This window comes from Rhodanobacter sp. G2-10 (assembly GCF_055809185.1).
Genome location: NZ_CM147900.1, coordinates 2,790,266 through 2,816,560 on the forward strand (window position 1 = coordinate 2,790,266; position 26,295 = coordinate 2,816,560).

Below are 26,295 nucleotides of genomic sequence, written 5' to 3' on the forward strand. Positions count from 1 at the left end.
CAGGATTCAACGCAACGCGCCGCAGAAAGGGGTCAAGGCCCACGCAAATCCATCAGGAAACCGCATGCCAGCAAATCAGGACCCTTCATCCCGCCTTTCAAGTCCACGCGGCCTGCTGGCCACGGTCGTGCTGCTGCTCGGCAGCGGGCTGCTCAGCGGCTGCCAGGCCGTGCTGTTCCGCAGCCTCAACGCCACCGCCAGCAGGGCCGATGTGGTGGTCCAGCGGGACGTCATCTACGACCGCGCCCATCAACTGGCTCTGGACGTCTATCAACCACGCGACGCCCGCGACGCACCGGTCGTGGTGTTCTTCTACGGTGGAAGCTGGAAATCGGGCAAGCGGCAGTGGTACCACTGGGCTGGCGAAGCGCTGGCCAGACGCGGCGTGGTGGTGGTAATCCCCGACTACCGCCTGTGGCCCCGTGTACGCCTCGACGGCTTCATGCATGACGCCGCAAACGCCGTGGCGTGGACCCACGCGCACGCAGCCCAGTACGGCGCCAAGCCCGCCAGGCTCTTCCTGATGGGCCACTCGGCCGGTGCCCACATCGGTGCCCTGCTGGCCACCGACGGACACTGGCTCGCTGGCGTCGGCATGCATCCACGCCAACTCGCCGGCTTCATCGGCCTGGCCGGCCCGTACGACTTCCTGCCCCTGAAAGACCCCGACTTCATCGACATGTTCGGCGCCACCCATCAGCAACAACTGCGCTCGCAACCGGTGCACTTCGTCGATGGCGACGAACCCCCGATGCTGCTTCTGCAAGGCAGCACCGACAAGGTGGTATGGCCGCGCAACGCCACTTCGTTGGCCGCGGCGCTCAAGCGCGAAGGTGAGCCGGCCGAGGTGAAGATGTATCCGGATATCGGACACGCCGCGATCCTGCTGGCGATCTCGCGGCCATTTCGCGGCAAGGCGCCAGCGCTTGAGGATGTGGTCGCATTCATCAGGGCGCACGCGGCAAATAGTCACGACCAGAACATGTCGGATCGCACTCGCCATGCGGACGTCGAAACCGCCAGCCATTGAGTCGGCGCCAAGATGCTGCGCGTGGCTGACGAGCGCAGACAGTCGAGTATTGACGGCAACTACGCTGACCGAGGCGGACATCAGGCTCACCTTCAACAAGTTCCACATAACCGGCGCCGTGGGCAAGCTGTCGCGCCGAGGCAACGCGGAACGGATCGACTTCCTGCACAGTCAGGCCGCCGCCACTTTGCTCGGCGCCGGCGACGGGGCGCCAAGCAGCTTTCCGATTACCGTCCCTCGCACGAGTGCGTGGTAGCTGAGCAGGCATGTGGCAAAGGTGACCACGACCGCAATCGCGAACTTGGCCGGCCACCACAGGTCCATGTCCATCAACCGGTACTGAATAACGAACAGAACCGGCAAGTGGATGATGTAGACCCAGTATGATGCGTCCGAAAAATAGCGCGTCAGACGGCTGCCACGATTGAGCAGGGATCGGCCAATGACGAGGATCACGCAGGTCATCCAGACACCAATGAAGGCCTCGGTTGACGCAATCAGCACAGTCGCAGACGGGTCGGCAGCGGTGGGGACGTGCCGCTTCATCAGGTGCCAGAAACCCGCGTAGAGCAGCAGGCTTCCCACCAGCAACCATGGAGCAAAGCGTCGGAACCGGTCGATCACCGCCTCGTGACCGAACAACAGGTAGCCGCAGGCAAAGAATGGCCCATAGAACCCGAATACCCAGAACCGCGGAAACAAGCCCTCCGGAGCAGGATGGGGTGCACTGACCGAAGCGAGCGCCGGCACCAGCAGGAGCGGCAGCAGCGCCAGTAGCCATACCGGATCCAGACGCCGCACCAAAGTTCCAAGCATTCCCACACCCAGACTCTTCGCCGCCCAGACAAGTACGTAGAAAAGCAGCAGGTAGTAGAGGAACCAGAGGTGGCCGGTGCTGGGTGGCAGCTTCGGCGGATTCGCCGTCAAGGAGAATTGTTGGATCATCACCAGCATGGGCGACGGGTTCTGTACGGTCGCCGCCGCGTGCATGGTGCTGTAGCTCATTGCAGCGACTACCAGCGGACAGAAGATGATCAGCGGCAACGCAATGCGCCTGAGCCGATTCTGAAACATGCCTCCCATGCCACGCTTGCGCAGCAGCATCGCAGTGAAGAATCCGGCGATCAGAAAGAACAGCGGCATGCGGAACAAATGCAGGAACCAAATGCACACGTCCACGACGGGTGACTGGGCACGATCGGCAACCGGAAAATACGGATGAATGATCGGGCTGTACGCCAGCGCGGCATGAAAGAGCACACCAGACAGCATGGCCAGCGCGCGCAAGCTGTCCATGTAATGAAAACGTACTGTGTCGTGCATGGCGGGACCTCCGCGCGGAGCGGTCGGAAGTATGACGAGAGCGTTTGGCGACGCTGCGAACGCAGCGGCTTTTCAGTATCGAAGCGTCGTCAGTAGAAAGACCTTTTGCGGCCATGCACCCAGCCGGTGGCAACCAGCACGGCCACGCTGGCCAACACCTGGAACAACAAGATCGCCGCGATGATCGGACCGAATACGATGGTGTCGGTCTTGACGTGTTCGCTGATCACGGGGAGTTGCCCCAGCAACATGATGAACGGATTGATCAACAACATGCTGCCGATCATGGCGAAGATGTTCCAACCCTCCGATTCAACCGCCATGGCGACACTCAGTGATGCCGCATAAGCCAACAATACGTGGCCGAAGACCAACAGCGACAGGGAAACCAGTCCGTCGGGCAAGGGCGTAAGAAGGATCACCAGCAGGGTACCGGCCAGCATCAGCAGGAACGGCACGAGGAAAGTGATCAAGTTGCCCAGCAGCTTGGCAAGGTAATAGTCCAGCGGGGTCACCGGCAGACTCATGACGAACTCCAGGGTGTGTTCCTTGCGTTCAACCAGCAACGAGGTGGAGATCGAGAAGCACGCAGCACCCACCAGCACGATGATCATCAACAGCGAGCCAAGATAGAAGCTCCAGCCCTTGGCCATGCCGATCAGGCACAGGGCGGCAATACCGCCAACCACGCACGCCGCAAGCTGCCTCTCGAACAGCTTCCAGTCTTTGGCGACCAACAGCTTGATCACCGGCAGGTTGAGTTGGGAGAGAGTCATGCCACACCTCCGGCGCGCACGGTGGTAACGAAAATATCTTCCAGACTCATCGGCTCGGCGCTACGCACATCCACGCCTTGCTGCTGCAGCCGCTTGAGCAAACCGTCGCTGAACTGGCGCACTTTTAGTTCCAGGATGGAACCGTTCTGTCGCGTTGAAGCGATTTCTGGCCACAGGGCATTGTCGGGCGGCGTCCACGACCCCTGACAAACAATCCGGCGCCATCCATCGAGAAACACCTCCTTGTCCTTCGACGCAAGCAGTCTTCCCTTGTGAACAAAGGTGATGGTGTCGGCGATCTGCTCGATATCCTTCGTGTTGTGGGAGGAGAACAACACGCTGCGTGCTTCGTCCCGAAGTACATCTGCAAGCACTTGCAGCACCTCGTCACGCGCTACCGGATCAAGCCCGGTGGTGGGTTCGTCCAGAAGCAGCAGTCTTGGTCGGCGGGCAAAATTGAGCATCAACAGCGCCTTGACGCGCTGCCCATGCGAGAACCCGCCCACCGTCTGCTCCGCACGCAGATCGAAACGACGAAGCAGCTCGATGGCGTAAGTCTCATCCCATCCCAGATAGATGGAGCGCACGAAGTCCATGTGCCAGCGCAAGGACTGGCTCTTGAACAGACGCATGTCTTCAGTGGCGAATCCCAGCTCCTTCTTCGCGGCAACCTGCTGGGCGGGCATGGCGTAGCCGAGCACCTCGACGGTTCCCGCGTCTGCAAGCGCCAGACCGCCGAGCAGCCGCAGCAGGGTCGTCTTGCCAGCGCCATTGACTCCCACCAGCCCCATGACCTGTCCTTCGGGCATGCTCAGGTCGACGTCCTGCAGCGCAAAATTCTCGTAGCGTTTGGTCACCCCGGACAGGGCGAATGCGGTGGTCATGGTCTGGATCCTTCGGTGGATTCGGCAGACCAGTCGGCCTGCTTCTCGTCTAACAGTTGCCGGACATCATCCGGAGACAGGCCGAGTCGTCGGGCGCACGCCAGCATCGCGTCGAAGTGCTGAGTGAACTCGGCACGCAACAGGCTCGTCGACAAGTCTGGTGACTCGGCGACGTACGAGCCCATGCCCTGCCGCGTCACGATCACCCCCGCCTGCCCAAGTTCCGCATAGGCACGCTTGACCGTGATCACGCTGACCCGGCTGGCACTCGCCAGCTCCCGAATCGATGGCAACGGTTGACCCGCGGACCAATCACCTGCCATCACCTTGGTAGTAATCTGATTGATGATCTGCTGATACATCGGCGTACTGTCATTGACTGACAGGAACAGTTCGGGATCGGCCTGTGCATACTTCATATACACAGTATGCACAGATCATCACTGTCTGTAAAGCAACCCGAAGAAGTGGCGGCCCAACCGCTGTCACAGGAGGCAGCAGGGGTGGTTCTGTCCAGCCGTACACCGTGCCGTTCCCGCCAAACTGTCGCCCACGATGGCCGCACACTTGCCCGCTCAGTGTCATGCATCCAAAAGGTGTCGCGCGTGCCGCAGGCGGATGATGGCGGTTGCTTCATTGCGCTCATCACGTATCCAGGGGAAAGCTGCACTACTGGCAGCACAATCCAAGCCATTGGAGAATGAGTCGATGCGGCGATGCTGCGGCGACGCTTCAACCAACCCACGGGCAACGACATGCGCAAGTTCACCATCACCTTCGCCATCCTTTGCCTGTTGTTGTCGGCTTGCGCCAAACCGCTGCCCGCCGACAAGACCGCGTACGCGGGCGAGTGGGATGCCCCGACCATGTCGTTGCTGATCACCTCGTCCGGCATGGTGAGTTACAAGCGTGCGGAAGGCCACACAAGCACGTCGATCAACGCGCCCGTGAAAAATTTCGACGGCGACGACTTTGTTGTCGGCGTCGGCCCGGCCACCACTACCTTCAAGGTCTCCGCACCGCCGCATCAGGTTCAAGGGCAATGGAAGATGACGGTTGATGGCGTCGAACTGACGCGCAAGCGCTGAGCGCCCGCTTGTCATCTCCCCGGTTCATCCGTCGCATCGGCACAATCGCCCTGGTCGGGGGGCTGACCTTCATGGCCGTTGCGGTGATCGTGCAGTGGCAGCGTTCCGACATGAACTGGATCGACGCACCGCTCAGCTTCTACCTCATCGGCCGTGGCGGCCATTGGTTGCAGGCGGCGTACTTCGTGCTGGGCGCATCGCTGGGCCTGCTCGGTTGGTGCTACTACGTCGTGCTGCCGAACGCCGTGCGCAGCGCCGCGCCCCGCTGGTTGTTCGCGTGCGCCGGCATCAGCCTCTGCGTGACCGCACTGGCGCACAGCAACCTGCCCGGCCGTGCGCCGACACTCGAAGGCTGGCTACACGGCACGGCCGCACAAACCACCTTTCTCTGCGTGACGGTGGCAACGATGCTGCAATCATGGCGACTTCGCGGAGCAGCGGGCTGGCAGCCCCGATTCGCACCGGCTTTCGCACTCGCGCTGGCGGGTTTCATAGCGCTCTGGATCGACGCGCTGTGGCATGGCATGCCGCGAGGTTTGGAGCAGCGGATCGTGATCGTGCTGATCCTGGCCTGGCTGCTGCTGGCGGCCCGGTGGTTGCGCGACGGGGCGGTGCCAGCCAAGCCACCCGGCAGCGCACCAAAGTCTTGACCATTCCCGCCCTCAAGCGCGGCAAGTGGATGCCGGCTGCAGCTCCCCGCCGGGCGAAGCTATCGCGCACGCACCATATCCCGAACTTCCGAACTGAACTCCGACAGCTCCTCCTCCGTGACCAGCTCATGGAACACCATGAACCTCAGGCACATGGCCACTGTCGAGCGCCGAAATTCGTCGAAGGCCTGCCGCATCTCCCTGTCCCGCTTCTGCAGCCGGCCGAACAGTTCGCCATATCTTTCATGCGCCGTCATCGATTCGGCGGCGCATATGGCCTGACATTCATCAACAACGCGATGACAAAATCGATCCAGGGCGATCAACCTGATTCGCTAGAATTTCATCCAGTCTGCTTCGGAAATTGTCATGGCACGCCCTCACTCCTGCCCAACGCTGGAACCGAGCGGCAGCTAACCGCCCGCATGCATCGTCAAGTTTCCAGCTGACTGGACACGTGTTCTATCAGTTCGCCCGTGTTCTTGCAGTACTCAGCCTGCAAATCGATGCCACACTTGTGCGCAAGCACCATGATTGACCAGAGACAGTCTGACAACTCATGCCCAAGCTTCGCTTTGCAGTCGTCAATTTTGCGGACGCCTGCATGCGCCTGGATCAGTTTCGCCAGATCGCCGACGTCCCCCACGAAACCGAGCGCAAGCTCCTCCGTGGTCCAGGCACGTCCATACAACCGGGTTTCAAGCTGCTCATACAGCTCATTGAGTCTCAGGGCAGTCTTTTCCAGATCAGTAAAGTTCATGTTGATTACGCACAAGGTTGCTGTAGGAAAGTATCCTGCGCGCGCAGTCGCGTGCCTTCAGCGGTTGCCTGAAGGCTTCCCGAATGGCTGCGCGTCGATGGTCGAGCGCTTTGTGAGGTCGCTCCCTCACCTCCGCGCGGTGAGTTTTCCCGGCAGAGATTTCTCCACTGCTTCAACGCTGGAGCAGCGTGGCAGCGAAGCCGTCCGGATGGGTGATTGATCAAGCCTTGTCTCGCTCGACCGGCCAGCGCACGAAGGCGAATACCCAAAGCATGACAATATTCAGGACAGGCACCAGCAACAGCAAAGACAAGACGGCAGGAAACCCGGCCTTGCTGACGATGCGCCACGCCGGAACGTAGAAGACGAACAGCGAAAAAAAGACCATCCAATACCAAACGCTGTCAAATCCCATGAGAAATTCCCTTTTTTGTGGTGGTGTAGAAGTTCGCTTGCACTTCAACGCTGGAGTTGGACGGCGGAGGAGCTGTTCGCGTGAATGACGGATCGGTTGCGGCTACGAAAGAGATGCAAGCAGCGCCGCTGCAGACTGCCTTGTAAGCGAGCAGGTAAGCACTGGGTTGGCAATGAATCGCCCCGGCTTCTGTAGACACCCCGAAGCCTCAAACTGATTGTCGCTTTTCGAACTCTACCGGAGGCAGCCCGTCGTTGTGGCCGTGCTGCCTGCGGACGTTGTAGAACATCTCGATGTAGTGGAAGACATCGGATCTGGCCTCATCGCGGGTGGTGTAGATCCGGCGCCGGATGCGTTCGCGCTTGAGCAGCTGGAAGAAGCTCTCGGCGACGGCGTTGTCATGACAGTTGCCACGCCGGCTCATGCTGCTGACCAAGCCATGGGCTTTGAGGAAGTCCTGCCAGTCGTGGCCGGTAAACTGGGCTCCCTGATCGGAGTGCACGAGCAAGCCGGCCGGTGGCTTGCGCCGCCATACCGCCATCATCAACGCCTGCAACACCAGGTCGGTGTGCATCGTCGATCCCATGGCCCAGCCCACGATCTTGCGCGAGTACAAGTCCATCACCGCCGCCAGGTACAACCAACCTTCGTGCGTGCGGATATAGGGGTGAGTAGGCCGGGGCATTGCAGCCCCAGCCTCTCGCAGAACCGGACGTGACACTCTCGCGTCATCCGGCTCCCATCATCCAGCCGCAGGATAGATTCCCTTCTCCCAATGCACGAAGGCACGGGGCGAGGCGACTGCCAACTTGCCAAGTGCACGAATGGCCCGCGTTTTATGACGGGCCAGCTTCTTGTACTTGCGCCTCAGCCACCGGGTCAAGTAGGCGTTCACGTGCTTCCACACGACGTCCATCGCAGAACCGCGGAACCGCCCGTAGTAGTTCATCCAGCCCCGAAGGATTGGATTGAACATGCGGGACAGATCGCCCACCTCACGGTCGCACATGAGCTGAAGGTGCCAGCTTCGGATGGTCTGCCGCATGGCGCGCAACGCGTCACGGCTGACCGCAGGCGAGAAGTTCACATAAATTCGGCCGTACTTGTCCACCGCCTTGCGCGGCTGGAAGGTGTAGCCGAGGAACGTGAACTTCACGACCGGGTAGTCCGCTGGACGGTTGACGTCGCGGCAGTAGACGATCCGTGTCTTGTCCGGATGCAGCTCCAACCCACAGGCCTTGAACCGCGCGGCGATCCGACGCAGGACATACTCTGCCTGCGCCTGGCTCTGGCAGTGGATGACCCCGTCATCGGCGTAGCGGCAAAACCGCACACTGCGCAGATGCTCGGCCACCCAGCGGTCAAACGCGTAATGCAAGAACAGGTTGGCCAGCAGTGGGCTCACGACACCCCCTTGCGGGGTACCCTGCGTCCGTTCCACCTGCCGTCCGTCCGCCATCACCATCGGTACCGTGAGCCAACGCTCGATGTACAGCAGTACCCATGGAATCCGGCAATGCTTACGCACCGCCCGCATCAGCAATGCATGGTCAATATTGTCGAACAATCCCTTGATGTCGAACTCGATCACCCAGTCGTAATCCCAGCACCGACGCCGTACACGGGCCACCGCATCGAGCGCCGAGCGCCCGGGTCGGTAGCCGTACGAGTCGGGATGGAACACGGGCTCAAGCACCGGTTCCAAGACCATCTTGACCACGGTCTGCGCCACCCGGTCGGCCACGGTGGGCACGCCGAGCATCCGCATACCGCCTGACTTCTTCGGAATCGCCACGCCCTTTACCGGCGGCGGGAAATAGCTGCCGGAGCAGAGCCGGTTCCAAAGCACGTACAGGTTGTTGCCGAGACGCTGTTCGAACCGTTCGATCGATTCCTGATCGACCCCGGATGAACCGCCATTGGCTTTCACACGCTTGTACGCTTCCCAGACCAACTGCTTGGGAATCGCAAACGGCTTGCTCACGCCCATGGGCTCCTCCTGCTCACGCAGTTGACCCATGAACGTGCGCGGATGACGCGGCCCCTTCGCTCCATCGCGATTACCGCGACTTCATCACTACTACGGACCGCTCCGCCCCTTGGTGACGCATCGGTACTATCGGCCTCGCCTTGCGGGCTTGTGCCTTTCCCTTGCCATCGCCACCGAAGGTTCCCGCAGTTCAACGCAAGAGCCTGAACCCGACTCACGCAGCCTCTACGCCGGACACCGCCTGGCCCATAAGCAGGCACCTGCCAGACTGATCCCGGAGCAACATCACTCCCCGGTTTCGATGTCATCTGATCACTTTCGACGCTTGAACGGCTGTTCACGGTTGTTCGTCTTTCGGGTTCATACCTGACGCCTCACGGACGCCTTTTCCGCAACGCTCACGACCGGGACTTTTGATCCAAGCCGCTTGCGGTGGTTTGCCACCTGCTCCTGCAAGCCGATGGCGAGGGACCTACCCTCATCTCTCACGCCGCTTGCTGCGGCACACTGATGTCGGTGACCCAAGCGCGATTGGCCGCGACAGGGTTGAACTGCCGCGCCAAGTGGTTGTCGGCCACTACGGCCGACTTGCCCCCGCGCATGCCCGGGCGGCGGCGATAGCCGACCTGTGCCCGCAGACCTTCCCCGCGCATCAGCCGGGCGACCCGATGCTTGCCGCAGCGCTCACCCAGATCACGCAGGTCCCGGGTGATCTTGCGGTAGCCATAGACGCTGCCGCTCTCCAGCCAGGACTGCTTGATCAGTCCGAGTACGCGTCGATCGTCCCGAGCCCGTGTTGATAGCGGCGCACGGCGCCATGCGTAGTACCCGCTGGGGTGCACGCCCAGCACCCGGCACATGCTGCGCACCCGGAACTCCCGCTCATGGTGGCGCATAAAGGCGTACCTCACCCGGACTGCTTGGCAAAGTACGCCGCGGCTTTTTTTAGAATGTCGCGCTCCTCCGTCACCCTGCGAAGCTCCGACTTGAGGCGGCGAAGCTCCTCCGCCTCGCCCGCCGCTGTCCCCTGCACGGGACCCGACTTGCCGCACTGCTTGCGCCATGCGTAGAGACTGTGGATCGACACCCCCAGCCGGCCGGCAACATCGGCGACCGAATGGCCGCGGTCCGTCACTTGCTTGACCGCCTCAATCTTGAACTCTTCCGTATACCGCTTGCTGCTCATAGACACTCCTGCTGCTGCCGTGGATTATGGCTGCAAGGTGTCTACGAAACACGGGGCGATTCAGAAGTTCTTCACGAGCATCAAACAAAAATCCGCCGGATGGCGGACTCGTTTCGTAGATCCGAAATGGGTTTTTCTACAGCTTCAACGCTGGAGTTGAGCGGCGGCGGAGCCGTCCGCCTCGAACGAAATGTTAGATGCGCTCGCGAACTGGCTGGAGTGCAGGTTTGGCAAATTTAAAGAAGTAGAAGCCAGCAAGAAGCATAAGCGTATTGGAAACCGCGTGGAACACAGAATGAAAGTATTTTGGCCCGTCCAGGAGGACGGCCAACCACATCGCTAGCCCGGCAAGCATAGCGATGGCCGCCCATACCTTCACGACGATGTAGGCCCAAGGTTTCCGGAAGTAAACAGCGCCAAGAACCACGAATTGAACGGCCAGTGTCAGCAGTGAAAGCAACCTGCCTGAGAGCAAGGTGAGAACGTTTGTTGCTAGAAGCAATCCTAGGACAACGTAGAGCGGGGTAACAAAGTGCTTCTCGAAGTTTGTGGGCATGGCTTCTATTAATCCCGAGCATCTAACGCTGGAGTTAAGCGGCGTGCGGTACGCACGTCCGCTTGGACGACTGGTTAGGCCATACCGAAGCACGACCTTTGACGAACCATCATGCCACACCCAACACACCGCAAGAACGCGCATCAGTGATGGCCTGCGTGCGACAAACAACCCGCGTGCGAAACGGTGAAGTTGCGACACACCGCGCGTGCGACAGGCGCAATGGATGCGCAAACTAACACGCGCGCAAGTTGCGATGAACTGCCCCAGCGCCCGAATGCAACACACGCAAGCCAGCCCGGTGCCGAACGAAGAAACCAAGCTGATGCGAAGCCCGACCGACACGCTGGCGTTGACCTGCCACTAACCCGGAAAGCTCTTGAAGCCTAACGCTTGAATTAAGCCGCCGACGAACCGCGTAGCGGTTTGGTGGTCGACTTGAATGAACTGTTATGTTTCATGGCCCGCACGTCGTGCGACATTGCTGATTATTATTGCCAAAATGCCAACTTGAAAAATGTTATTTGTTATGCTTACAAGTTGCAAGTCGAAAAGTACCGCATGGAGCTCATTCGAGAAATTAGCCAGCGCAAGAAAACTAGTTACCACCAATGAAACAATCGTTATGATGTAGCACATGAATAGCAACCGAAGGTAACCCCGCCTGCGGTACTTAGTAAAAGTTCTTGTTTGTGTAAATGAAAAAATAATTGTTATGACTGTTGCAAGGAATCCAAGCATCGTGAACGCAAATCCTGCAACAACTGAGGAAACTGCGACCCTGCTACCTGAGAGCCCTAATGCAATATATGAGTACTTGTCAGTTATTAACTCATAGATCAGAAATGCGACTGGACCAGGCAGTAGCATCATGCAAATTAGAAAAATGGACAGGCTCTTTCTTCTCGAATTCGTCATTGTCCTCATGTTCACGCACCTTTTCTTGCAATATAGAATTACTCTTGGCTTTTTCCCTTATCTGTTGCAAGATCTTGTTCTCATCGCTTTTGTCTAGATCATCTGCCACCTGGCCCTTTCCTGCGAGATAAACGTCCATCAGGTTATCGCCTATTTCATCGCGAGCTCGGAGCAACATTTTGTCTAGGCCGGCGTCATCAACATTATGGATCACTTTTCGTATCGCGGATTGTATGTTCTGCTTCTTTCGTGGCTTAATAACTACTTCAAATGCATCAACGTCCGAAAATTCCTCAGAGGACCCTCCAAATAACCCCCGAAGATCATCGTAGAACTTGTTCTCTTTGGTTACCTGTACAATGGATCGGCCTATGAATTCCATTTTTAAGGCATCCGTTTTAGTGTATTGCTTCATGAGTGGATGAAGGATGAACAAGTACCCTTTGAGCCCGATTGCATCCAATAGGTCATTTACAAATATTGCAAATGTTTTCGATTTCGGCGCCATAACGGTTGACGCAAAACCGATGAAATACTTTCCAAAATATACATATGATGCAAATCCGAGATTTTCATCTTTACTTAGAACCTCGTATATTTCCGATACAGACAAATCCTTTGATTTTATTCGTTTAATGATCTCGTGCTTTCTTGTTATTAAGAACAGGTACAGATTCCCAATGAACGGGATCAAAAAAACCTGCTCATCTCCATGAGTGAAGCGGCTCTTGAATGCAACATCGTCTAGTTCGGCAAATCCGTGCACGAATTTATGGATGTCGAAAAGGTAGCTCTTGCCTGTCTCATGGTGCGAGACTGAGTAACCGTAGTAGGACAATTTCACTTATCTTCCCCCCGATGTGCCGTAAGTTTGCTTTGAAACATAACGCTGGAAATCAGCGGCGGCGGTACGCCGTCCGCTGCATTGACTTGTTAGGCCGCAGACACTTTTAGCGACCACTTGGGATTGTAGCCGTTGCAGCGCAGACGACACCTGCTGCGACCATTGCCAGGATGTAGTTGATGAGTGTTGCCTCCATGCCTCGCCGGACCTGCAACGCTGCTATGAACAAACCTGCGACGATCGCTCCCCACACAAACGAGAACAACAATGTCTTGCCGGCAGCACGTGTGAACAGCCGCAGCCCCCGTTTGAAACGAACCGCCGAGGATGCGAGCGGCGCCGAGAAATAGAGCAACGCGAAGAATGACGCAACCACATAGACCGAAGGCTTTGGAATGCCAAGCAACGGATAAAGAGCGAAGCAGACTACGGCTACCACAGCAACAAACAAAAGAAACCGCAGGAAAAGGCGAAGCGTCTCCGTGAGCAGAACTCTGGTGGGAATACTGTGTTCTACCATCTGCGGCCTAACGCTGGAGTTGAGCGGCGGCGTAGCCGTCCGCCTCGAACGAATGGTTAGCTGCCGCTTCGTGCGCGGGACAAGTGTAGCCCTGCACCTGCTTGATGATTTTTATTGACGACGCGCGCGGCGCGTAACGCCACTTGGCTACACCATACTTCACGGCCAAGTCGCAAGCTCGATCGCGAGAAGACTCCTTGATTGATACGTCTGAAACTTTGCCGTCGGGGAGCACGAAAAAGGAGACCGTTGCAACGCAAACACCAGACGTAACGGAGCATGCGTCCGCTGGTGCACGGATCGCCGGCGCCGTGACGGGCATTGGCTGAGTGCCAAAGGCAGAGCCTGCGAAAATCAACAGCAAAATGGCGATGAGTTTCATAGACAGCTAACGCTCAAGTTAAGCCGAATTGCAGCGCGTAGCCGGCAACATGGCAAGCTCTTTCTGCCATGTTGACGGCGTAGCGATGCAATTTCGGCTTGAACGCATTGTTAGGGCGCGCCCTCCGACGCCCTTGCTTTGTATTCAGCGATCCCGGCCGCGTTCCACTCAAAGCCTTGCGTCGTACCAAGATTGATCACGATGCCGTGCCCTGGAGGGATGGCTTGAAGCAGCCATTTGGTTCCTACGCTCAATCCATACGAATAGGCAGGGGCATTTTTGCAGAACTCTGATGCGATGTCCGGAGCGGTGAACGCCACAATCCATTGGGAGCCGTCTGCTTTTGAGACAGTGGACGGCTTCCAAGCCCGAATCGCCTCGCCGTCCATCTGGGGTGGAGCGGCGAGAGGAACGAATAGCGAGCTTTTTGCCAAGCTGGTCAGCATCTCTTGAATGGATAGCCGGCCTGCCCGCGCCTGTTGGATAGCCTCATGCGCGGATAGAGTTGCGGGACCGTCCGATGAAGAACCCTGAGGAGGCCTGCTGTTTCCTAGCAATTTGTTGAGGATGCTCATTTAGCGCCCTAACGCCTGAATTAAGCCGCGCCGCGAAGCGGTGTCGGCTTGAATGAATTGTTAGGCCTCATCTTCCTCATCTCCGTCTGGATAGAAGACATGGCCTTCATTCTTGAAGAATATGTTCTTGTACCACGGTGAACGCCAGACCTCTTCGACAAGGATTGTTGGAGCGGCTCCGTTATTCCATGCTCCATACGGCCCAGTAGTCCAGGCTGCGGTGAGCATGGAGCGTACTTTCTCAACTGCCTCCACGGGCGACTGCGCGCGTACTGCGCGAGTTGTGAAGAACCCGACTGCAATCGTGTCGTCCATTGGGACGGAAATGTCCTTACCTTCGACACGCACACGGAAATATGGCATGAGGCCTAACGCTGGAGTTAAGCGGCGCGCGGCTTTTCGCGCGTCCGCTTGGACGACGGGTTAGGAAGCAGCCTACTTGACCCGAACATATCCTGGAATGGCTGAAATGCCGCTTGGGTTGGGGACATTAATGTCCTTCCCGATGCTGAGGTAGCTGCAGTTGCGATAAGCCTGCTCCGTTGGAAACAGGATGTACCCGTGTGCATCGAACAGTGCGCCGGGAAATTTGGTGAGCTGATGGAACCAGCGCCCGTCTTCGCGATACAGCGCGTGGCGCGCACCGACCTGCCACTGCTGGTTGAGGTCTTGGCCGACTCGCTCTCCCATTTGCGATCTCCCCCGTTGCGATGACGTTGTTCTGCTGCCTAACGCTGGAGTTAAGCGGCGCGCGTCCGCGCGTCCGCCTTGAACGAACTGTTAGGCCTCACCATAGGCCATCTGCAGGCGGGGCGACCTTGGTCTTGAGAAAGTTGAAATATTTTGCCTCCTCTTTGGCGAAGATTTCGCCACCAGCCCCCATGTAGGCACGGCAAAGCTCATCTGCGGCTCGATCATAGTTGCCAAGCTCAAATTGAGCTTGGCCCAAGCGAAGATGCAGGAACGGGTTTCCGACGGCACCTGTGCAATGCATGGCATCGGACAGTACCTGAGCTACCTGGCGATAGTCTTTGGCTTGGAAATACAGGTCGCCCAAGGCGGCCATGATCCAAGTAGTAGCCTCGAAGGACTCCTTCGGCTCTGGAACCAACTCGAGGGCAGCTATGTAGTTTTTGTAGGCCGCTTGAAAGTCGCCCATCTCAAGGAGGACGTCGCCCTCGGCGCAGAGTTCTTGAATCTCGGTGTGCGTCGCATTGGGTATTTCCATATTCCCCTCGGGCGCCTAACGCTTGAAGTAAGCGGCCGCGGAACGCGGTCCGCTTGACTGCGTTGTTAGGCCGCGTGCCATTGCACGCACATTTCGGTGACGTGCCAACAAATGTACAAGGCGGCACCGGCGATTAGAAAGTAAAACTGACGCTTGGAAAGCGAATTTGCCACGTTTGAGTTTGATTCAATTGCGGCGCGGACGCCAGCACTGGCAGCGTGTTGCCTTTGAGGGTCACGACCGACATCCGGGTGCTCCCCATTCTGTATGCGGATGAGTTCAGAATTTGCATACAGAGTTGAATTTACGTATGCGATGTTACGACAACCAACGAAGAAACTTAGGCCCCAGCAAAGAACCGCGAGCCCAAGAGGAACTTGGAACCAAGAGATATGGTGGCCGCGTGTTTGTGTAACCGCAAAGGCGATTGAGGCACCGGCGGCAGCGAGCAGAAAATATGCGTACTTATCTTGCGATGTACGCAAAGCTCGGTAGACCTCAAGCTGAGCATCATTCGCCATGCGACGATTTCCTGTGGTGGCCTAACGCTAAGTAGATTTCAAATTGCAGTCTAATACGGCAGCCTAATTCCGACATGCGGTTCAGAAGCCGTGCCGCCACCCCAAGCAGATCAACAACTTGCTTCTCGTCGCGCAGCCTAATCCGGCAACCTAATCCCGCCATGTCTCCGGAGGAACTTGGAATACATCTTTCCACATGGCCGGGATTGGCGAAAGGACCGCCAGCCAGATTTGGTTGCGTCACGCGCTACCACCTGCGAAAAAATAGCGCACCAGTCGCTCGACTGGCGCACCACATGATCGCCGCTGATACTGAACGACCAACCGCACGCTTACTTCAGAATGGCCGCAGGGTCCTGTGCCTGCTTCAACGCGGCGCACAGCTGGATCGATTCGCTGGTCTGCGCCAGGCCACGCGAGATGCCGGCCGCGTCGTTCATGCGCGGCTTGAAGAATGCCTGCATCCGCGCGACTTCGGGCGTGGAACAACCGCCACCGGCAGCCAGGCGTGGCAGGTAGCCGCCAGCGAAGCTGCCGGTGCGACCGAGCACCTGTTTGTAGTGGCTTGTGAACCACTGCCACATGGCATCGCGCCCGGCCGCCGTGTCGCGACCGCCCATCAGCAGCGAGCCCATCTCGCCGACCTTGACCTGCTTGTCCAGCGCGAAGTTGCGCACTTGCGTGGCCAGCGCCTGATCGTCCACATGGGCGAGGCCACCGAGGATGCCGTTGCGCAACGCGGCATCGCTGGTCTGTGGCAAGGCGGCGATCAGCGCGTCGACGGCTGGCTTGCCCTGCGTCTGCACGGCCACGCCCAGCGCGTCGCCAAGCAGGTCCGGATCGGCGGCGGCGAAATCGAGGGTGCCATCGGCAGCGGGCTTCAACACGGCCTCGCCCTGCTTGAGCAGGGCTGCGCGCACTTCCGGCAGCTTGAAGTCGAACGCCAGCGTGCCGGCGAGCGTGCTGCGCAGCAGCGAATCATCCTCGGATTCACCCGCCTTGCGCTGGTAGCCGAGCTGTTCGAGGCGTGCCAGGTAGGCGTCCCTGACCCATGCCGCCACGCGTGCGCGCTGGGCATCGGTGCGGGCCTCGTGTTTGTAGATCCATTCAACCTCGCCCAGCGGAGCCGTGGCCACGGCCCGCACCTTCGATACAGTGAGTGGCTTGAACGCGGCCAGCACATCGCCGGCATCGAGGTCCCCGCGGCGAAAGCTGGCGCCGATGGCATCGGCATAGGCCAGTTGCTCGGTATCGGAGAGCTTGCCGACGTGGGCGGTAAGTTCGGCCAATTGGGCTTTGCCCAGGCTGAAGCGGTAGTAGCCGCTGGCGTTGGCGTTGGGCATGATCCAGGTCGGCTGGCTGGCGTCGGCAAGCACCATCGAGCCGCTGGCCTTGTCGAGCATCTCGCAGCCGACCTTGCTGCCGTCGACGGTGCCATAGCGCACGCATACCGGCACGCCCCAAATCCGCTTGGGGTCGCCCTTGCTGCCCAGCGGCAGGTAGCGACTCTGGCTCAGCTGCAGCACGGTCTTGCCGTCGTCGTGAGTCACGCTGGTTTGCACGTAGGGCACGCCGGTCTGGTTGAGGAAACTGTTGAAGGCGTGCTTGAACGCCTCACCCTTGCCGGCCGCGGCGGCGATCGCCCCGACCAGATCGCTGGCCGTGGCATTGCCGAAGGCGTGCTTGCGGATGTACGCCTGCATACCCTTCTGGAATGTCTTGTCGCCAACGTAATTCTCGAACATTGCGATCACGCCGGCGCCCTTCTGGTAGGTAATGCCGTCGAACGCGGTGAGGATGTCGCCGTTGCCGGTGATCGGCTGGCGGATGCTGCGTGCGCTGACCAGCGCGTCGTTGTTCATCGCACCTTCCGCGCCGCGCACCCGATCGAGGTCGGCGCGGTATTCGGGGTGCACCTCCATCGTGATCTTCTGCTGCATCCAGGTGGCGAACGCCTCGTTCAGCCAGATGTCGTTCCACCATTCCAGGGTCACCGTATCGCCGGTCCACTGGTGCGCCAGTTCATGCGCGGTGACGTTGAACGAGCCGCGCACGTTGCGCGCCGGGGAATCCTTGTCGAGCAGCAGCAGCCAGTCGCGGAAGGTGACCAGGCCGGCGTTCTCCATCGCGCCGGCGGAGAAGTCCGGCGCGGCCAGCAGGTCCAGCTTGTCGAACGGATAGCCGAAACCGTAGTAGTTCTCCAGCGCGTGGATGATGCTCGGCGTTTCGCCCAGCACGTGTTTCATGCGGTGCGCCTGGCCGGCCGGGGCAATGCCCCGCAGCGGCAGTGGCGTGGAGCGATACGCATTGGGTGAAATGGCCGGTGCGTCGGCGATGCTCCAGGGACCGACGCCGAAGGCGACCAGATAGGTCGGCAGCGGCTCCGTCCGCGCGAACGTGAGCGTCTTCCAACCCTTGCCGGCCGGCGTTGCGCTGACCTGCTTGGTGTTGGCCACGCCCACTTCAGCGTCCGGAATGGTCAGGCTGATGTCAAATGGCGTCTTGAAGCCGGGTTCGTCGAAACTGGGAAAGGCGTAACGCGCGCTGATCGGTTCCATCTGCGTCATCGCATACGGCTGACCCTTGGCGCTGACCTTGTACAGGCCCTGCAACTGCGCGTTGAGCGGCGCGCTGTACTCGAACTTCAGACGCAACTCCTGCGGCTGCAGCGTGCTGCCGAAATCCACCCTCACCACGCCGGCTTTCGGATCGACATCGACGTATTTGCCATCGTGCTGCTTGCCGGCGGCGTCGGTGATCGTCACCTTCGATACCTTCAGCGCCTTGCCGTCCAGCCAGACATGGTCGGACGCTTTCTTCAGCTGCAGCTTGATCGTGGTGGTGCCCGAAAAATCCTGCTGCGCCGGATCCACCTTGAACGCGATCTGATACGACTGCGGCACCGCCCAGCCCGGCAGGCGGCCCTGTGGTGCCTGATCGGAGGTGGCCGCAAAGGCGGCGGCGCAACAGCTGGCCAGCGCCGTGAACACGAGTGGGCGAATAATGCGATGCATGACGGCGATCCCCGGGTGGCCCAAAAGAATCACACCGTAGGATCCGCATGACTTTCGGCACAGTGCCAGAAGGCACGGTCAGCCGCGGGCAAAAAAAACCACCAGCGAGGAAAACCTCTTGCCAGTGGTTGAATCCGCGCGCTCGCGGGGGATTGAGGGAGGGCTGTAGCGCGCGGGGAATCACAAGGAGTACGTGATGCACGATAGAACCAGCCGGTGTATTGTTCCAATTGATTATTGGCATCATTACCATAGCTTCTGACTATTGATCAGGCGGGCTCGTCGATGAATCTGCGCGACCTCCAGTATCTCGTTGCCCTGGCCGAGCACAGGCACTTCGGTCGTGCCGCGGAAGCATGCTTCGTGAGCCAGCCGACGCTGTCGACACAGATCAAGAAGCTGGAGGAGGAACTCGGCGTGCCGCTGGTCGAGCGCACGCCGCGCAAGGTGCTCTTGACCGAGGTGGGCCGCGACATCGTGGTGCGTGCGCGCGACGTGCTTGCCGGCATCGACCAGATTCGCGCGGTGGCCCGGCGCACGCTCGACCCGGAGTCCGGCACGGTGCGGCTGGGCATCTTTCCGACCCTGGGGCCCTACCTGCTCCCGCATGCGCTGCCGCTGGTGCGCGCCGCCTTCCCCAGGCTCGAACTGCTGCTGGTCGAGGAAAAGACCGAGGCCGTCCTGCGCCTGTTGCGCGAAGGCCGACTCGATGCGGGCATACTCGCGCTGCCGCTGCACGAGGACAGCATGCACAGCGAGTTTCTGTTCGAGGAGCCGTTCCTGCTGGCGGTCGCCGAGGAACACCCGCTGGCGCACAAGCAGGGGCTGCTGAAACTGCGCGACCTGTCCAACCAGAATCTGCTGCTGCTGGAGGAAGGTCATTGCCTGCGCGACCAGGCGCTGGAGGTCTGCCACATGTCCGGCGCCGGCGAGCACAGTGGTTTCCGCGCCACCAGCCTGGAGACGCTGCGCCAGATGGTGGCGGCCAACGTCGGCATCACGCTGCTGCCGGTGATGGCGGTGAAGCCGCCGGTGGCACCGGTGGCGGGGCTGCACCTGATCGAGTTCAAGGGTCAGCCGCCAAGCCGGCGCATTGCCATGGTCTGGCGCAAGAGCTCGTCGATGGAGGCGTTCCTGAAACGGTTGGCCGACGTGCTGAAGAAGTTGCCGACCGGATTGCTGGATCCACACCCCGCCGCCACGCCCAGCAAGAGCGCTTCGCCAGCGACCGCTTGATCCCCTGTGGCCACGCCACATGAGCAGCCCGTCGCCGAACATCCACCGAGCCAGCGGCTCCGCATGCCGCACACGACCCGTAATCGCATGGACTCGCCCCCGCGCATTCAGGCATCGCGGTGCCAGTGGTGGTGAGCTAGTGCTCCCAACACAACCGCGCGAGGGCGAGGCCATGAACAAGATTACTGCGATAGCCATCGATTTGGCCAAGAATGTGTTTCAGGTGGCGGGTGAAAACGCGCACGGTGAGGTGGTGCTGTCTGAACGCGTGAAGTCGCGCTTGGCGCTGCACAAGTTCATCCAGACGCTCGAACCACCGCTGACGGTGGCCATTGAGACGGGACCGGGTGCGCAAGCGTGGGCGCGGGAGATCCAGGCGCGCGGCGTCGAGGTGAAGATCCTGCCGGCGCAGCACACCGCCGCCCACCGCAGCGGCAACAAGAACGACGCCAACGATGCCCTGTCGATTCTTCGTGCCCTGCACGACGTGAGCGTGCATCCGGTGCCGGTCAAGACCCAGGAGCAGTTGGCCCTGCAGGCTCTGCACCGCGCCCGGCGCGGCTGGCGGCGGCGCATGACGGCGATCAGCAACCAGGTGCGCGGGCTGTTGCTGGAACAAGGCGTGGTCATGGCGCGCGGTAATCTGGCGCTGGTGCGCAAGGTCGACAGCACGCTGGAAGATGCCACCTTGCCGATCCCCGATCGTCTGCGTGCCCTGGTCGCCGAGCTGATGGGGGAATGGCGCGCACTGGGTGAGCGGATGGCGGCCACCGATGGCGAACTGGCTGTCTTGAGCCGCACCGAACCGCTGGCCCGGCACCTGTGCCAGGCGCGCGGCATCGGCCCCGTCATCTCCACCGCCCTGTCCTGCAAGGCGCTCAATCCGGACCGGTTCGCCAACGGCCGCCAGTTTTCGGCCTACTTCGGTATCACGCCCAGCCAGCACAGCAGCGGCAACACCGTTCGGCTGGGCCGCATGAGCCGGCGTGGTGACGCTTATCTGCGTAGTGCCCTGATCGAAGGCGCGCACGCGGTGATCCGGCAAATCCGTCCCGATGCCACCGACCCCTACAGTCGCCGCATCCAGCGCTGGGTCCAGCGCTGTGGCCGAAAGGGCGCGGCGGTGCGGCTGGCCAATCACAATCTGCGTGTGGTGTGGTTGCTGCTCAAGCACCCCGACATGCGCTTTTGCAGTGATCCTGCCCAGCGCGACACCGAAGCGCGGGAGGCGGCCATGCACTGAAAGGGCGCCCCATCACGGCCTGCCCGAGGAGCCGGTCTTGGGCGGCGCCCGTCCATGGCTTCGCAAGCGCTGACGCGCCATGGACTGCCGCCGCCCAAGACCCTCGGGGTCGGCATGCCGTGATGCGGCGTCGCACGCTGCCCTCCCGGCGCAACTCGCCTTCCCGTATGTCGTTTTGTCCCTTTGCGCGCTACCGCTGCTGCCCAGCTCGAATCATCCGGTCAGACCATCGTGGCACCAGGCCTTCCGCCCTACCGGCTCTTGCAGCCTCTTCGTAATCGGCCTTTCCACGAGCTCATCCGATGCCGGCCTGTGGTCTATCGACCACCTTCGTCAAGGCCTCATACATAAATGCAGCCAGTGCTTTCCTGCTCACGCAGCGGTTGACACCAGGGGCGAGTCCATACATAGGGCGGGCTGTGCCCGCCGTTCTTGCCCCGTCTGGCGGCACATGATTGAAGAGCCGGCGGGCAGAGCCCGCCCTACGCTGGCTACAGCGCCTGGGAAGTGAGGAAACGCGCGAAGCCGCCGAGTTTCACGCCCGCAAGCTGGCAACCGACTTCGCCTGAACGCCGAGTCGCCGCCTCACGTACACTGCGCGCATCGCCACCGCCGCAATCCACATGCGCAAAATCCTGATCGCCGCTGCTGCGTTGCTGGTACTGCTGGGTGCGCTAAGGCATTGCCAGCACCGGCCCGTGCACCACGGACCCGGCGTGCTTGCCGCCGAGGCGCCCGTGCAGGTCAATTTGCGTCACGGCGCCCAGTTGCAGAAAGGCGACACGACGCTCACCACCCGCGCGCATTTCGACATCACCGCGCGCGTGCTTTCACGCAAGGACTATTCCTGGGGCGAAGGCGCCGACCTGATACCGATGGACCTCGCGCTGGGCTGGGGCCGGATGTCCGACAGCGCGGTGCTGGCCAAAATCGACATCAGCCAATCCGGCCGCTTCTACTACTGGCGAGTGAAGGAATTCCCGATCCCGCAACGCGAGATCGAAACCTCCAGCGCCAACATGCACATGATCCCCGCCGACCCCGGCGTGAAACGGCAACTCGAAAAGTTACGCGCGGGTCAGGTCGTCCACCTCGAAGGCTTCCTGGTCGATGCCAGCCGCCCCGGCGGCTGGCACTGGAACACCTCGATGACCCGCAATGACACCGGCGCGGGGGCGTGTGAGCTGATCTACGTGGAGAGCGTGGACGTGATGCCCGAACCCTCAATGCACTGACGCGGAAGGGAGGTCTTTTGACGGTTTCTTCGACACTCATCCGGGCTTGTTGCAATTGACCATCCAGTGGATGCCAAAGCGGTCGGTGAGCATGCCGAAGCGCTGTGCCCATGAGGTTTCCGCAATCGGCATGGTGATCTTGCCGCCTTCACCCAACGCGGCGAACAGGCGCTCGGCCTGCTGCGCATCTTCCGCGTCGACCGCCACCGCGCAGCCTTGCATGGGTTCGAATGGTGAGCCCGGCGGGCAGTCTGAAGCCATCAGCATGGTGTCGCCGGACTTGAGGCAGATATTCGCGATCAGGCTCTTGGCGTTGTCCGGCATGTCCGGGCAATCAGGCATGTCGGCGAAGGTGACCTGGCTGACGATCTCGCCGCCAAGACACTTGGCGTAGTGCTCGAAGGCGGATTTGGACTGGTCGCGGAAGAACAGATAGGTGGTGAGTTGCATGGCGGTTTCCTCGGTGGGTGGAATTGCGGGAAAACGGCCTGCACGATGGGTTTCGCGCAGGTTTGTTCAAGCTGCCACGGCGACGGCCGGGAACGGCTCGCGCCAGCCTTCCAGTTCATTCAATCGATCATGCCAACGGCGAATCGCGGGAAATTCATCCAGCGGAATATGGGCCTCGCTCGCCCACGGCAGGGTGACCGCGACCGAAAAGTCGGCCACGGTGAGCGTGTCGTCGACCAGCCAATGACGCGCAGCGAGATGCGCGTCGAGAACGCCGGCATGCTGGCGGAACTGACTGGCGGCGCCGGCGACGGCGTTGGCATCGACGGCACCGATGTTGAAGCGCGGTTTGATGATGTACTCGAAGTACAGTTCGCCGGCCGCGCGATTGAAATGCTGGGTGGCCCAGCTCAGCCAGCGGATCACGTCGATCTGGCGCCCATCCTGCGGCCACAGGTCCGAATCACAGCGCGCAGCCAGGTGGCACATGATCGCGTCCGCCTCCCACAGCGTGCGCGTGCCATCGAGCAGCGTCGGCACCTTGCCGTTCGGGTTGAGTGCGAGGTACTCAAGCGCCTTGTGTTCGCCACGACCCAGGTCGAGGTAGACGTACTCGACGGGAGACTGCAGGTATTTCGCCACCGCGCAAGCCTTGCGCGGCGACAGCACGTCGGACCAATAGAGTTTCACGGCACGGTCTCCTTCGCTGGGTGATTTGGAAGATCGACGGGAAGCGGCATGCTGCATGGCCCGCCCGCGAGCCGGCGCAAGCTCGCCGCGGCCGGCTCGCCGATGTCCTCGAGCAGGCGTTGCTGGGTGCTGCGCCACGCCGGCATTGCGGCACGCAACGTGCGCGAACCCTTGGTCGTGATGGACGCGATCCTCGAGCGCGCGTCCTCGCGGCTGGCGCGCACGGCCACCAGACCATGCTGCTCGGCAACGGCAAGATTGCGGGTCAGCGTGGTGCGGTCGGCGGACAACAGCTCGGCCAGGTCGCCGATCGCTTTCGGGCCGGCCAGGTGCAAGGCCGCAAGCAGCGTGAATTGCGTCGCGCGCAGGCCCTGCGCGCGCAGGGCCTGGTCGAACTCGCGGGTGATCGTGCGCGCCGCACGGCGCGATGCCAGGCACAGGCATTGCGTGGTTTCGAGGATGGCGGGATCGGGATTCATCGCGAATAAGTGTATCTACACCTAAATGTTCAAGGCAAGCTTCGCGGGGCGCAACGGCCTGACGTGATCAATGCGGCGTGCAAGCCAGCCGGGAATCCGGCCGGTTATTGAACGTCGGCGCAGCCATCCCCGGATCAGCCGCGCGGATGGTGCTGCGCATGCAGCCGCTTCAGGCCTTCCTTCGCCACCAGCGTGTAGATCTGCGTGGTGCTCAGCGAGCTGTGGCCGAGCAGCATCTGCAGGGCGCGCAGGTCGGCGCCGTGGTTGAGCAAGTGGGTGGCGAAGGAGTGACGCAATACGTGGGGCGAGATGCGTTTGGGATGAATGCCGACCTTGAGTGCGTAGCGTTTCACCAGGGTCCAGAACATTTGCCGGCTCATGCCCTCCCCGCGATTGCTGAGGAACAGCGCGACCGGCTGCCGCCCTTTGGCCAAGCCGGGACGGGCGGCCTGGAGGTAGGCGGCGATGTGCTCCAGCGCCACCTCGCCCACCGGCACCAGCCGATCCTTGCCACCCTTGCCGGTGACGCGCAGCACGCCCTGGCGGGTGTTCAGCGCAGCCAGCGGCAGTTCCACCAGCTCCGACACGCGCAGGCCGGAGGCGTACATCAGCTCCAGCATGGCGCGATCGCGCAGGCCCAGGTTGGTGCCGAGATCCGGTGCCTGCAGCAGGCTCTCGATCTCGCGCTCGGCCAGCGCCTTGGGCAGGCTGCGCGGTGTCTTGGGCCGCTCGATCAACAAGGTGGGATCGACGAAGTGCGGCTCGTCACGAGTGACGAAGGCGTAGTAGCGCCGGAACGCCGACTGGCGACGCGCCATCGAACGGACCGCTCCCGATTGTGCGCCGTGGTAGGCCGAGATCTGCTCGCGCGTGGCGGTGTGCAGATCGCTGCCGCGCGCGGCCAGCCACCTTGCCAGTGCTTCCAGATCGCGCCGGTAGGCTTCCAGCGTGCGCTCGGCCAGGCCATCCTCCGACCACACCCGTTCCAGGAACGCGGCAATGCTGCGCCGGTCGGCTTCGGCGATACTTGCGGGGCTGTCTACTTCCTTCATGCGCACGATGCTGACCATCGCGCGCGCTCCACGCAAGCGATTCGATACCCATGCCGACCACGCCCGATGCGATGACCTCCGTACCCTGCCCGCTGTGGCGCCGCCTGCTGGCACTGGTCTACGACCTGCTGATCGTGGTGGCGATCGTGATGGTGGTGGGCTTGCTGTGCCAGCTGGCAACGCATGGCCAGTTGATCCGCACCGACGGGCACGCGGTGATCCCGGCCTGGTATCGGCCATTGCAGGGGCTCGTGGTGTCGGCGTACTTCCTCGCCTCCTGGTTGCGCGGCGGGCAGACCGTGGGCATGCGGCCCTGGCATATCCAGCTGACCAGCCGCGACGGCGGCAGCCCCACCCTGCAACAGGCCGTGCTGCGGCTGCTGCTGGCCGCCGCGCCGATGTTGCTGCTGACACTGACGCCGATGCTGGGTCTGCGCACCACGCTGTGGACGCTGCTGGCCGTATGGGCCGCGTGGTTCCTGGTGGCGCTGTTCGACCCACGCCGGCGCGCACTGCACGACATCGTGGCGGCGACCGAATTGCGCCGGATCGGCTGAGTTTCACGTTCTGCTCAGCGCCGGCGCGGTTCAATCGTGCGATGCCGCCACCGCGCCCCGCCGAAAGCCCCAGCGACGCCGAGCTGATCCGCAGCAATCGCGGCTTCTACGAATCACTGTGGGCGCAGGCCAGCCTGGTCGACCCGGCGCGATTCAACACCTGGCCGCTGCTGCAAGAACTGGCGCGACAGGCGCCGCGTCGGCTGGAAGTCGCCCCCGGACTGCGTCCGCGGCTGCCGCTGGATGGCACCTGCTTCGTCGACTTGAGCCACGCCGCACTGCGTCGTCTGCGCGCCAGCGGCGCCAGCGCCGTCCACGGCATGATCGGTGCGCTGCCTTGCCGCGACGCCAGTTTCGACCTGGTCTGCGCGCTGGACATACTCGAGCACGTCGCTGACGACAGCGGCGCGCTGGCCGAAATTGCCCGCGTCGCGGCGCCGGGCGCCAACGTCCTGCTGTCGGTGCCGCTCCACCCGGAAGCCTGGACCGCGTTCGACGAGTTCGTCGGCCACTGCCGTCGCTACGAACCGGCACGGATCCTCGCCCTGCTGGAGCAGCACGGCCTGCGGCTCGAGCACAGCGCGGTTTACGGGATGCAACCCAGAATCCTCGCGTCTGCTCGACCTCGGCCAGTGGTATCTGACCCACCAGCGCGAGCGGGCGATGTGGTGGTACAACCGCGTATTCATGCCA

The 26,295-nt window shown here is 61.2% G+C and carries 27 protein-coding genes and 3 pseudogenes; 8 read left to right on the top strand and 22 right to left on the bottom strand.

From position 1 onward, the window contains the following. Positions 1 to 64 precede the first annotated feature (64 nt). Positions 65 to 1,030 (top strand): alpha/beta hydrolase, encoded by a 966-nt coding sequence (locus AC0L58_RS12675; protein WP_473683925.1) that lies wholly within the window; start codon positions 65 to 67, stop codon positions 1,028 to 1,030. Positions 1,031 to 1,201: 171 nt separating this feature from the next. Here the strand turns inward: AC0L58_RS12675 and AC0L58_RS12680 are convergent, their stop codons facing one another. The 4 genes from AC0L58_RS12680 to AC0L58_RS12695 all read right to left on the bottom strand — a co-directional run bounded on the left by AC0L58_RS12680 (position 1,202) and on the right by AC0L58_RS12695 (position 4,432). Further along, positions 1,202 to 2,326, bottom strand: coding sequence for an acyltransferase family protein (locus tag AC0L58_RS12680; protein ID WP_473683927.1), 1,125 nt, complete (start codon positions 2,324 to 2,326; stop codon positions 1,202 to 1,204). A gap of 116 nt (positions 2,327 to 2,442) precedes the next feature. Then, positions 2,443 to 3,129, bottom strand: coding sequence for a hypothetical protein (locus AC0L58_RS12685; protein ID WP_473683929.1), 687 nt, complete (start codon positions 3,127 to 3,129; stop codon positions 2,443 to 2,445). Then, complete coding sequence (locus tag AC0L58_RS12690) at positions 3,126 to 4,013, bottom strand: ABC transporter ATP-binding protein (protein ID WP_473683931.1); 888 nt, start codon at positions 4,011 to 4,013, stop codon at positions 3,126 to 3,128. The genes AC0L58_RS12685 and AC0L58_RS12690 overlap by 4 nt, the downstream gene beginning before the upstream one ends. Beyond that, positions 4,010 to 4,432: a GntR family transcriptional regulator gene (locus tag AC0L58_RS12695; protein ID WP_473683933.1), complete on the bottom strand. Its 423-nt coding sequence runs from the start codon at positions 4,430 to 4,432 to the stop codon at positions 4,010 to 4,012. Before AC0L58_RS12695 ends, AC0L58_RS12690 begins: the two co-directional genes overlap by 4 nt. A 336-nt stretch (positions 4,433 to 4,768) precedes the next feature. Between AC0L58_RS12695 and AC0L58_RS12700 the strand changes: the two genes are divergently transcribed. Both AC0L58_RS12700 and AC0L58_RS12705 read left to right on the top strand, forming a co-directional pair. Beyond that, a complete protein-coding gene (locus AC0L58_RS12700; RefSeq protein ID WP_473683935.1) occupies positions 4,769 to 5,101 on the top strand; it encodes a hypothetical protein in 333 nt (110 codons plus the stop codon). A gap of 8 nt (positions 5,102 to 5,109) precedes the next feature. Then, entirely contained in the window at positions 5,110 to 5,751 is a 642-nt protein-coding gene (locus AC0L58_RS12705; RefSeq protein WP_473683937.1) for a DUF998 domain-containing protein, read from the top strand. Positions 5,752 to 5,810: 59 nt separating this feature from the next. Here the strand turns inward: AC0L58_RS12705 and AC0L58_RS12710 are convergent, their stop codons facing one another. The 14 genes and pseudogenes from AC0L58_RS12710 to AC0L58_RS12775 all read right to left on the bottom strand — a co-directional run bounded on the left by AC0L58_RS12710 (position 5,811) and on the right by AC0L58_RS12775 (position 18,660). After that, the gene (locus AC0L58_RS12710; protein WP_473683939.1) at positions 5,811 to 6,077 is read right to left on the bottom strand and encodes a hypothetical protein; all 267 of its coding nucleotides are present in this window, start codon (positions 6,075 to 6,077) and stop codon (positions 5,811 to 5,813) included. 107 nt (positions 6,078 to 6,184) lie between these two features. Then, positions 6,185 to 6,511, bottom strand: coding sequence for a nucleoside triphosphate pyrophosphohydrolase family protein (locus AC0L58_RS12715; protein WP_473683941.1), 327 nt, complete (start codon positions 6,509 to 6,511; stop codon positions 6,185 to 6,187). A 220-nt stretch (positions 6,512 to 6,731) separates the two neighbouring features. Next, positions 6,732 to 6,926, bottom strand: a complete 195-nt coding sequence (locus AC0L58_RS12720) for a hypothetical protein (protein ID WP_473683943.1) — start codon at positions 6,924 to 6,926, stop codon at positions 6,732 to 6,734. 208 nt (positions 6,927 to 7,134) lie between these two features. Then, positions 7,135 to 7,590: pseudogene (locus AC0L58_RS12725) on the bottom strand (IS3 family transposase); the annotation flags it as partial. A gap of 78 nt (positions 7,591 to 7,668) precedes the next feature. After that, complete coding sequence (ltrA, locus tag AC0L58_RS12730) at positions 7,669 to 8,916, bottom strand: group II intron reverse transcriptase/maturase (RefSeq protein WP_473683945.1); 1,248 nt, start codon at positions 8,914 to 8,916, stop codon at positions 7,669 to 7,671. A gap of 506 nt (positions 8,917 to 9,422) precedes the next feature. After that, positions 9,423 to 10,102 (bottom strand): annotated as a pseudogene (locus AC0L58_RS12735) (IS3 family transposase); the annotation flags it as partial. Positions 10,103 to 10,295: 193 nt separating this feature from the next. Continuing rightward, a complete protein-coding gene (locus tag AC0L58_RS12740; protein WP_473683947.1) occupies positions 10,296 to 10,658 on the bottom strand; it encodes a hypothetical protein in 363 nt (120 codons plus the stop codon). Between the two features lie 832 nt (positions 10,659 to 11,490). Beyond that, positions 11,491 to 12,420: a hypothetical protein gene (locus tag AC0L58_RS12745; protein ID WP_473683949.1), complete on the bottom strand. Its 930-nt coding sequence runs from the start codon at positions 12,418 to 12,420 to the stop codon at positions 11,491 to 11,493. Between the two features lie 106 nt (positions 12,421 to 12,526). Beyond that, positions 12,527 to 12,940, bottom strand: a complete 414-nt coding sequence (locus AC0L58_RS12750; RefSeq protein WP_473683951.1) for a hypothetical protein — start codon at positions 12,938 to 12,940, stop codon at positions 12,527 to 12,529. Between the two features lie 7 nt (positions 12,941 to 12,947). Further along, entirely contained in the window at positions 12,948 to 13,322 is a 375-nt protein-coding gene (locus tag AC0L58_RS12755) for an energy transducer TonB (RefSeq protein ID WP_473683953.1), read from the bottom strand. A gap of 110 nt (positions 13,323 to 13,432) precedes the next feature. Next, positions 13,433 to 13,897 (bottom strand): SseB family protein, encoded by a 465-nt coding sequence (locus tag AC0L58_RS12760; RefSeq protein ID WP_473683955.1) that lies wholly within the window; start codon positions 13,895 to 13,897, stop codon positions 13,433 to 13,435. A 435-nt stretch (positions 13,898 to 14,332) separates the two neighbouring features. Next, positions 14,333 to 14,587 carry a hypothetical protein gene (locus AC0L58_RS12765; protein ID WP_473683957.1) on the bottom strand — a complete coding sequence of 85 codons (255 nt, stop codon included), beginning with the start codon at positions 14,585 to 14,587 and terminating at the stop codon, positions 14,333 to 14,335. 97 nt (positions 14,588 to 14,684) lie between these two features. Next, a complete protein-coding gene (locus AC0L58_RS12770) occupies positions 14,685 to 15,125 on the bottom strand; it encodes a tetratricopeptide repeat protein (RefSeq protein WP_473683959.1) in 441 nt (146 codons plus the stop codon). A gap of 853 nt (positions 15,126 to 15,978) precedes the next feature. Next, positions 15,979 to 18,660: a M1 family metallopeptidase gene (locus AC0L58_RS12775; RefSeq protein WP_473683961.1), complete on the bottom strand. Its 2,682-nt coding sequence runs from the start codon at positions 18,658 to 18,660 to the stop codon at positions 15,979 to 15,981. Positions 18,661 to 18,945: 285 nt separating this feature from the next. On the opposite strand from AC0L58_RS12775, the gene AC0L58_RS12780 reads away from it, so the two are divergent. From AC0L58_RS12780 to AC0L58_RS12790, 3 genes are all read left to right on the top strand, one after another. After that, a complete protein-coding gene (locus tag AC0L58_RS12780) occupies positions 18,946 to 19,896 on the top strand; it encodes a LysR substrate-binding domain-containing protein (protein ID WP_473683963.1) in 951 nt (316 codons plus the stop codon). Between the two features lie 172 nt (positions 19,897 to 20,068). Beyond that, positions 20,069 to 21,139: an IS110 family RNA-guided transposase gene (locus tag AC0L58_RS12785; protein WP_473683965.1), complete on the top strand. Its 1,071-nt coding sequence runs from the start codon at positions 20,069 to 20,071 to the stop codon at positions 21,137 to 21,139. Positions 21,140 to 21,762: 623 nt separating this feature from the next. Continuing rightward, entirely contained in the window at positions 21,763 to 22,374 is a 612-nt protein-coding gene (locus tag AC0L58_RS12790) for a hypothetical protein (RefSeq protein ID WP_473683967.1), read from the top strand. A 36-nt stretch (positions 22,375 to 22,410) separates the two neighbouring features. Here AC0L58_RS12790 and AC0L58_RS12795 read toward each other — a convergent pair whose 3' ends face one another. From AC0L58_RS12795 to xerD, 4 genes are all read right to left on the bottom strand, one after another. Continuing rightward, a complete protein-coding gene (locus tag AC0L58_RS12795) occupies positions 22,411 to 22,824 on the bottom strand; it encodes a VOC family protein (RefSeq protein WP_473683969.1) in 414 nt (137 codons plus the stop codon). Between the two features lie 66 nt (positions 22,825 to 22,890). Further along, on the bottom strand, positions 22,891 to 23,514 hold the full coding sequence (locus AC0L58_RS12800; RefSeq protein ID WP_473683971.1) for a glutathione S-transferase family protein: 624 nt from the start codon (positions 23,512 to 23,514) through the stop codon (positions 22,891 to 22,893). After that, entirely contained in the window at positions 23,511 to 23,993 is a 483-nt protein-coding gene (locus AC0L58_RS12805) for a MarR family winged helix-turn-helix transcriptional regulator (RefSeq protein ID WP_473683972.1), read from the bottom strand. The genes AC0L58_RS12800 and AC0L58_RS12805 overlap by 4 nt, the downstream gene beginning before the upstream one ends. A gap of 134 nt (positions 23,994 to 24,127) precedes the next feature. Next, a complete protein-coding gene (xerD, locus tag AC0L58_RS12810; RefSeq protein ID WP_473683973.1) occupies positions 24,128 to 25,063 on the bottom strand; it encodes a site-specific tyrosine recombinase XerD in 936 nt (311 codons plus the stop codon). 32 nt (positions 25,064 to 25,095) lie between these two features. On the opposite strand from xerD, the gene AC0L58_RS12815 reads away from it, so the two are divergent. Both AC0L58_RS12815 and AC0L58_RS12820 read left to right on the top strand, forming a co-directional pair. Continuing rightward, positions 25,096 to 25,602, top strand: coding sequence for an RDD family protein (locus tag AC0L58_RS12815; protein ID WP_473683975.1), 507 nt, complete (start codon positions 25,096 to 25,098; stop codon positions 25,600 to 25,602). A gap of 41 nt (positions 25,603 to 25,643) precedes the next feature. Next, positions 25,644 to 26,120: pseudogene (locus tag AC0L58_RS12820) on the top strand (class I SAM-dependent methyltransferase); the annotation flags it as partial. Positions 26,121 to 26,295: the final 175 nt, after the last annotated feature.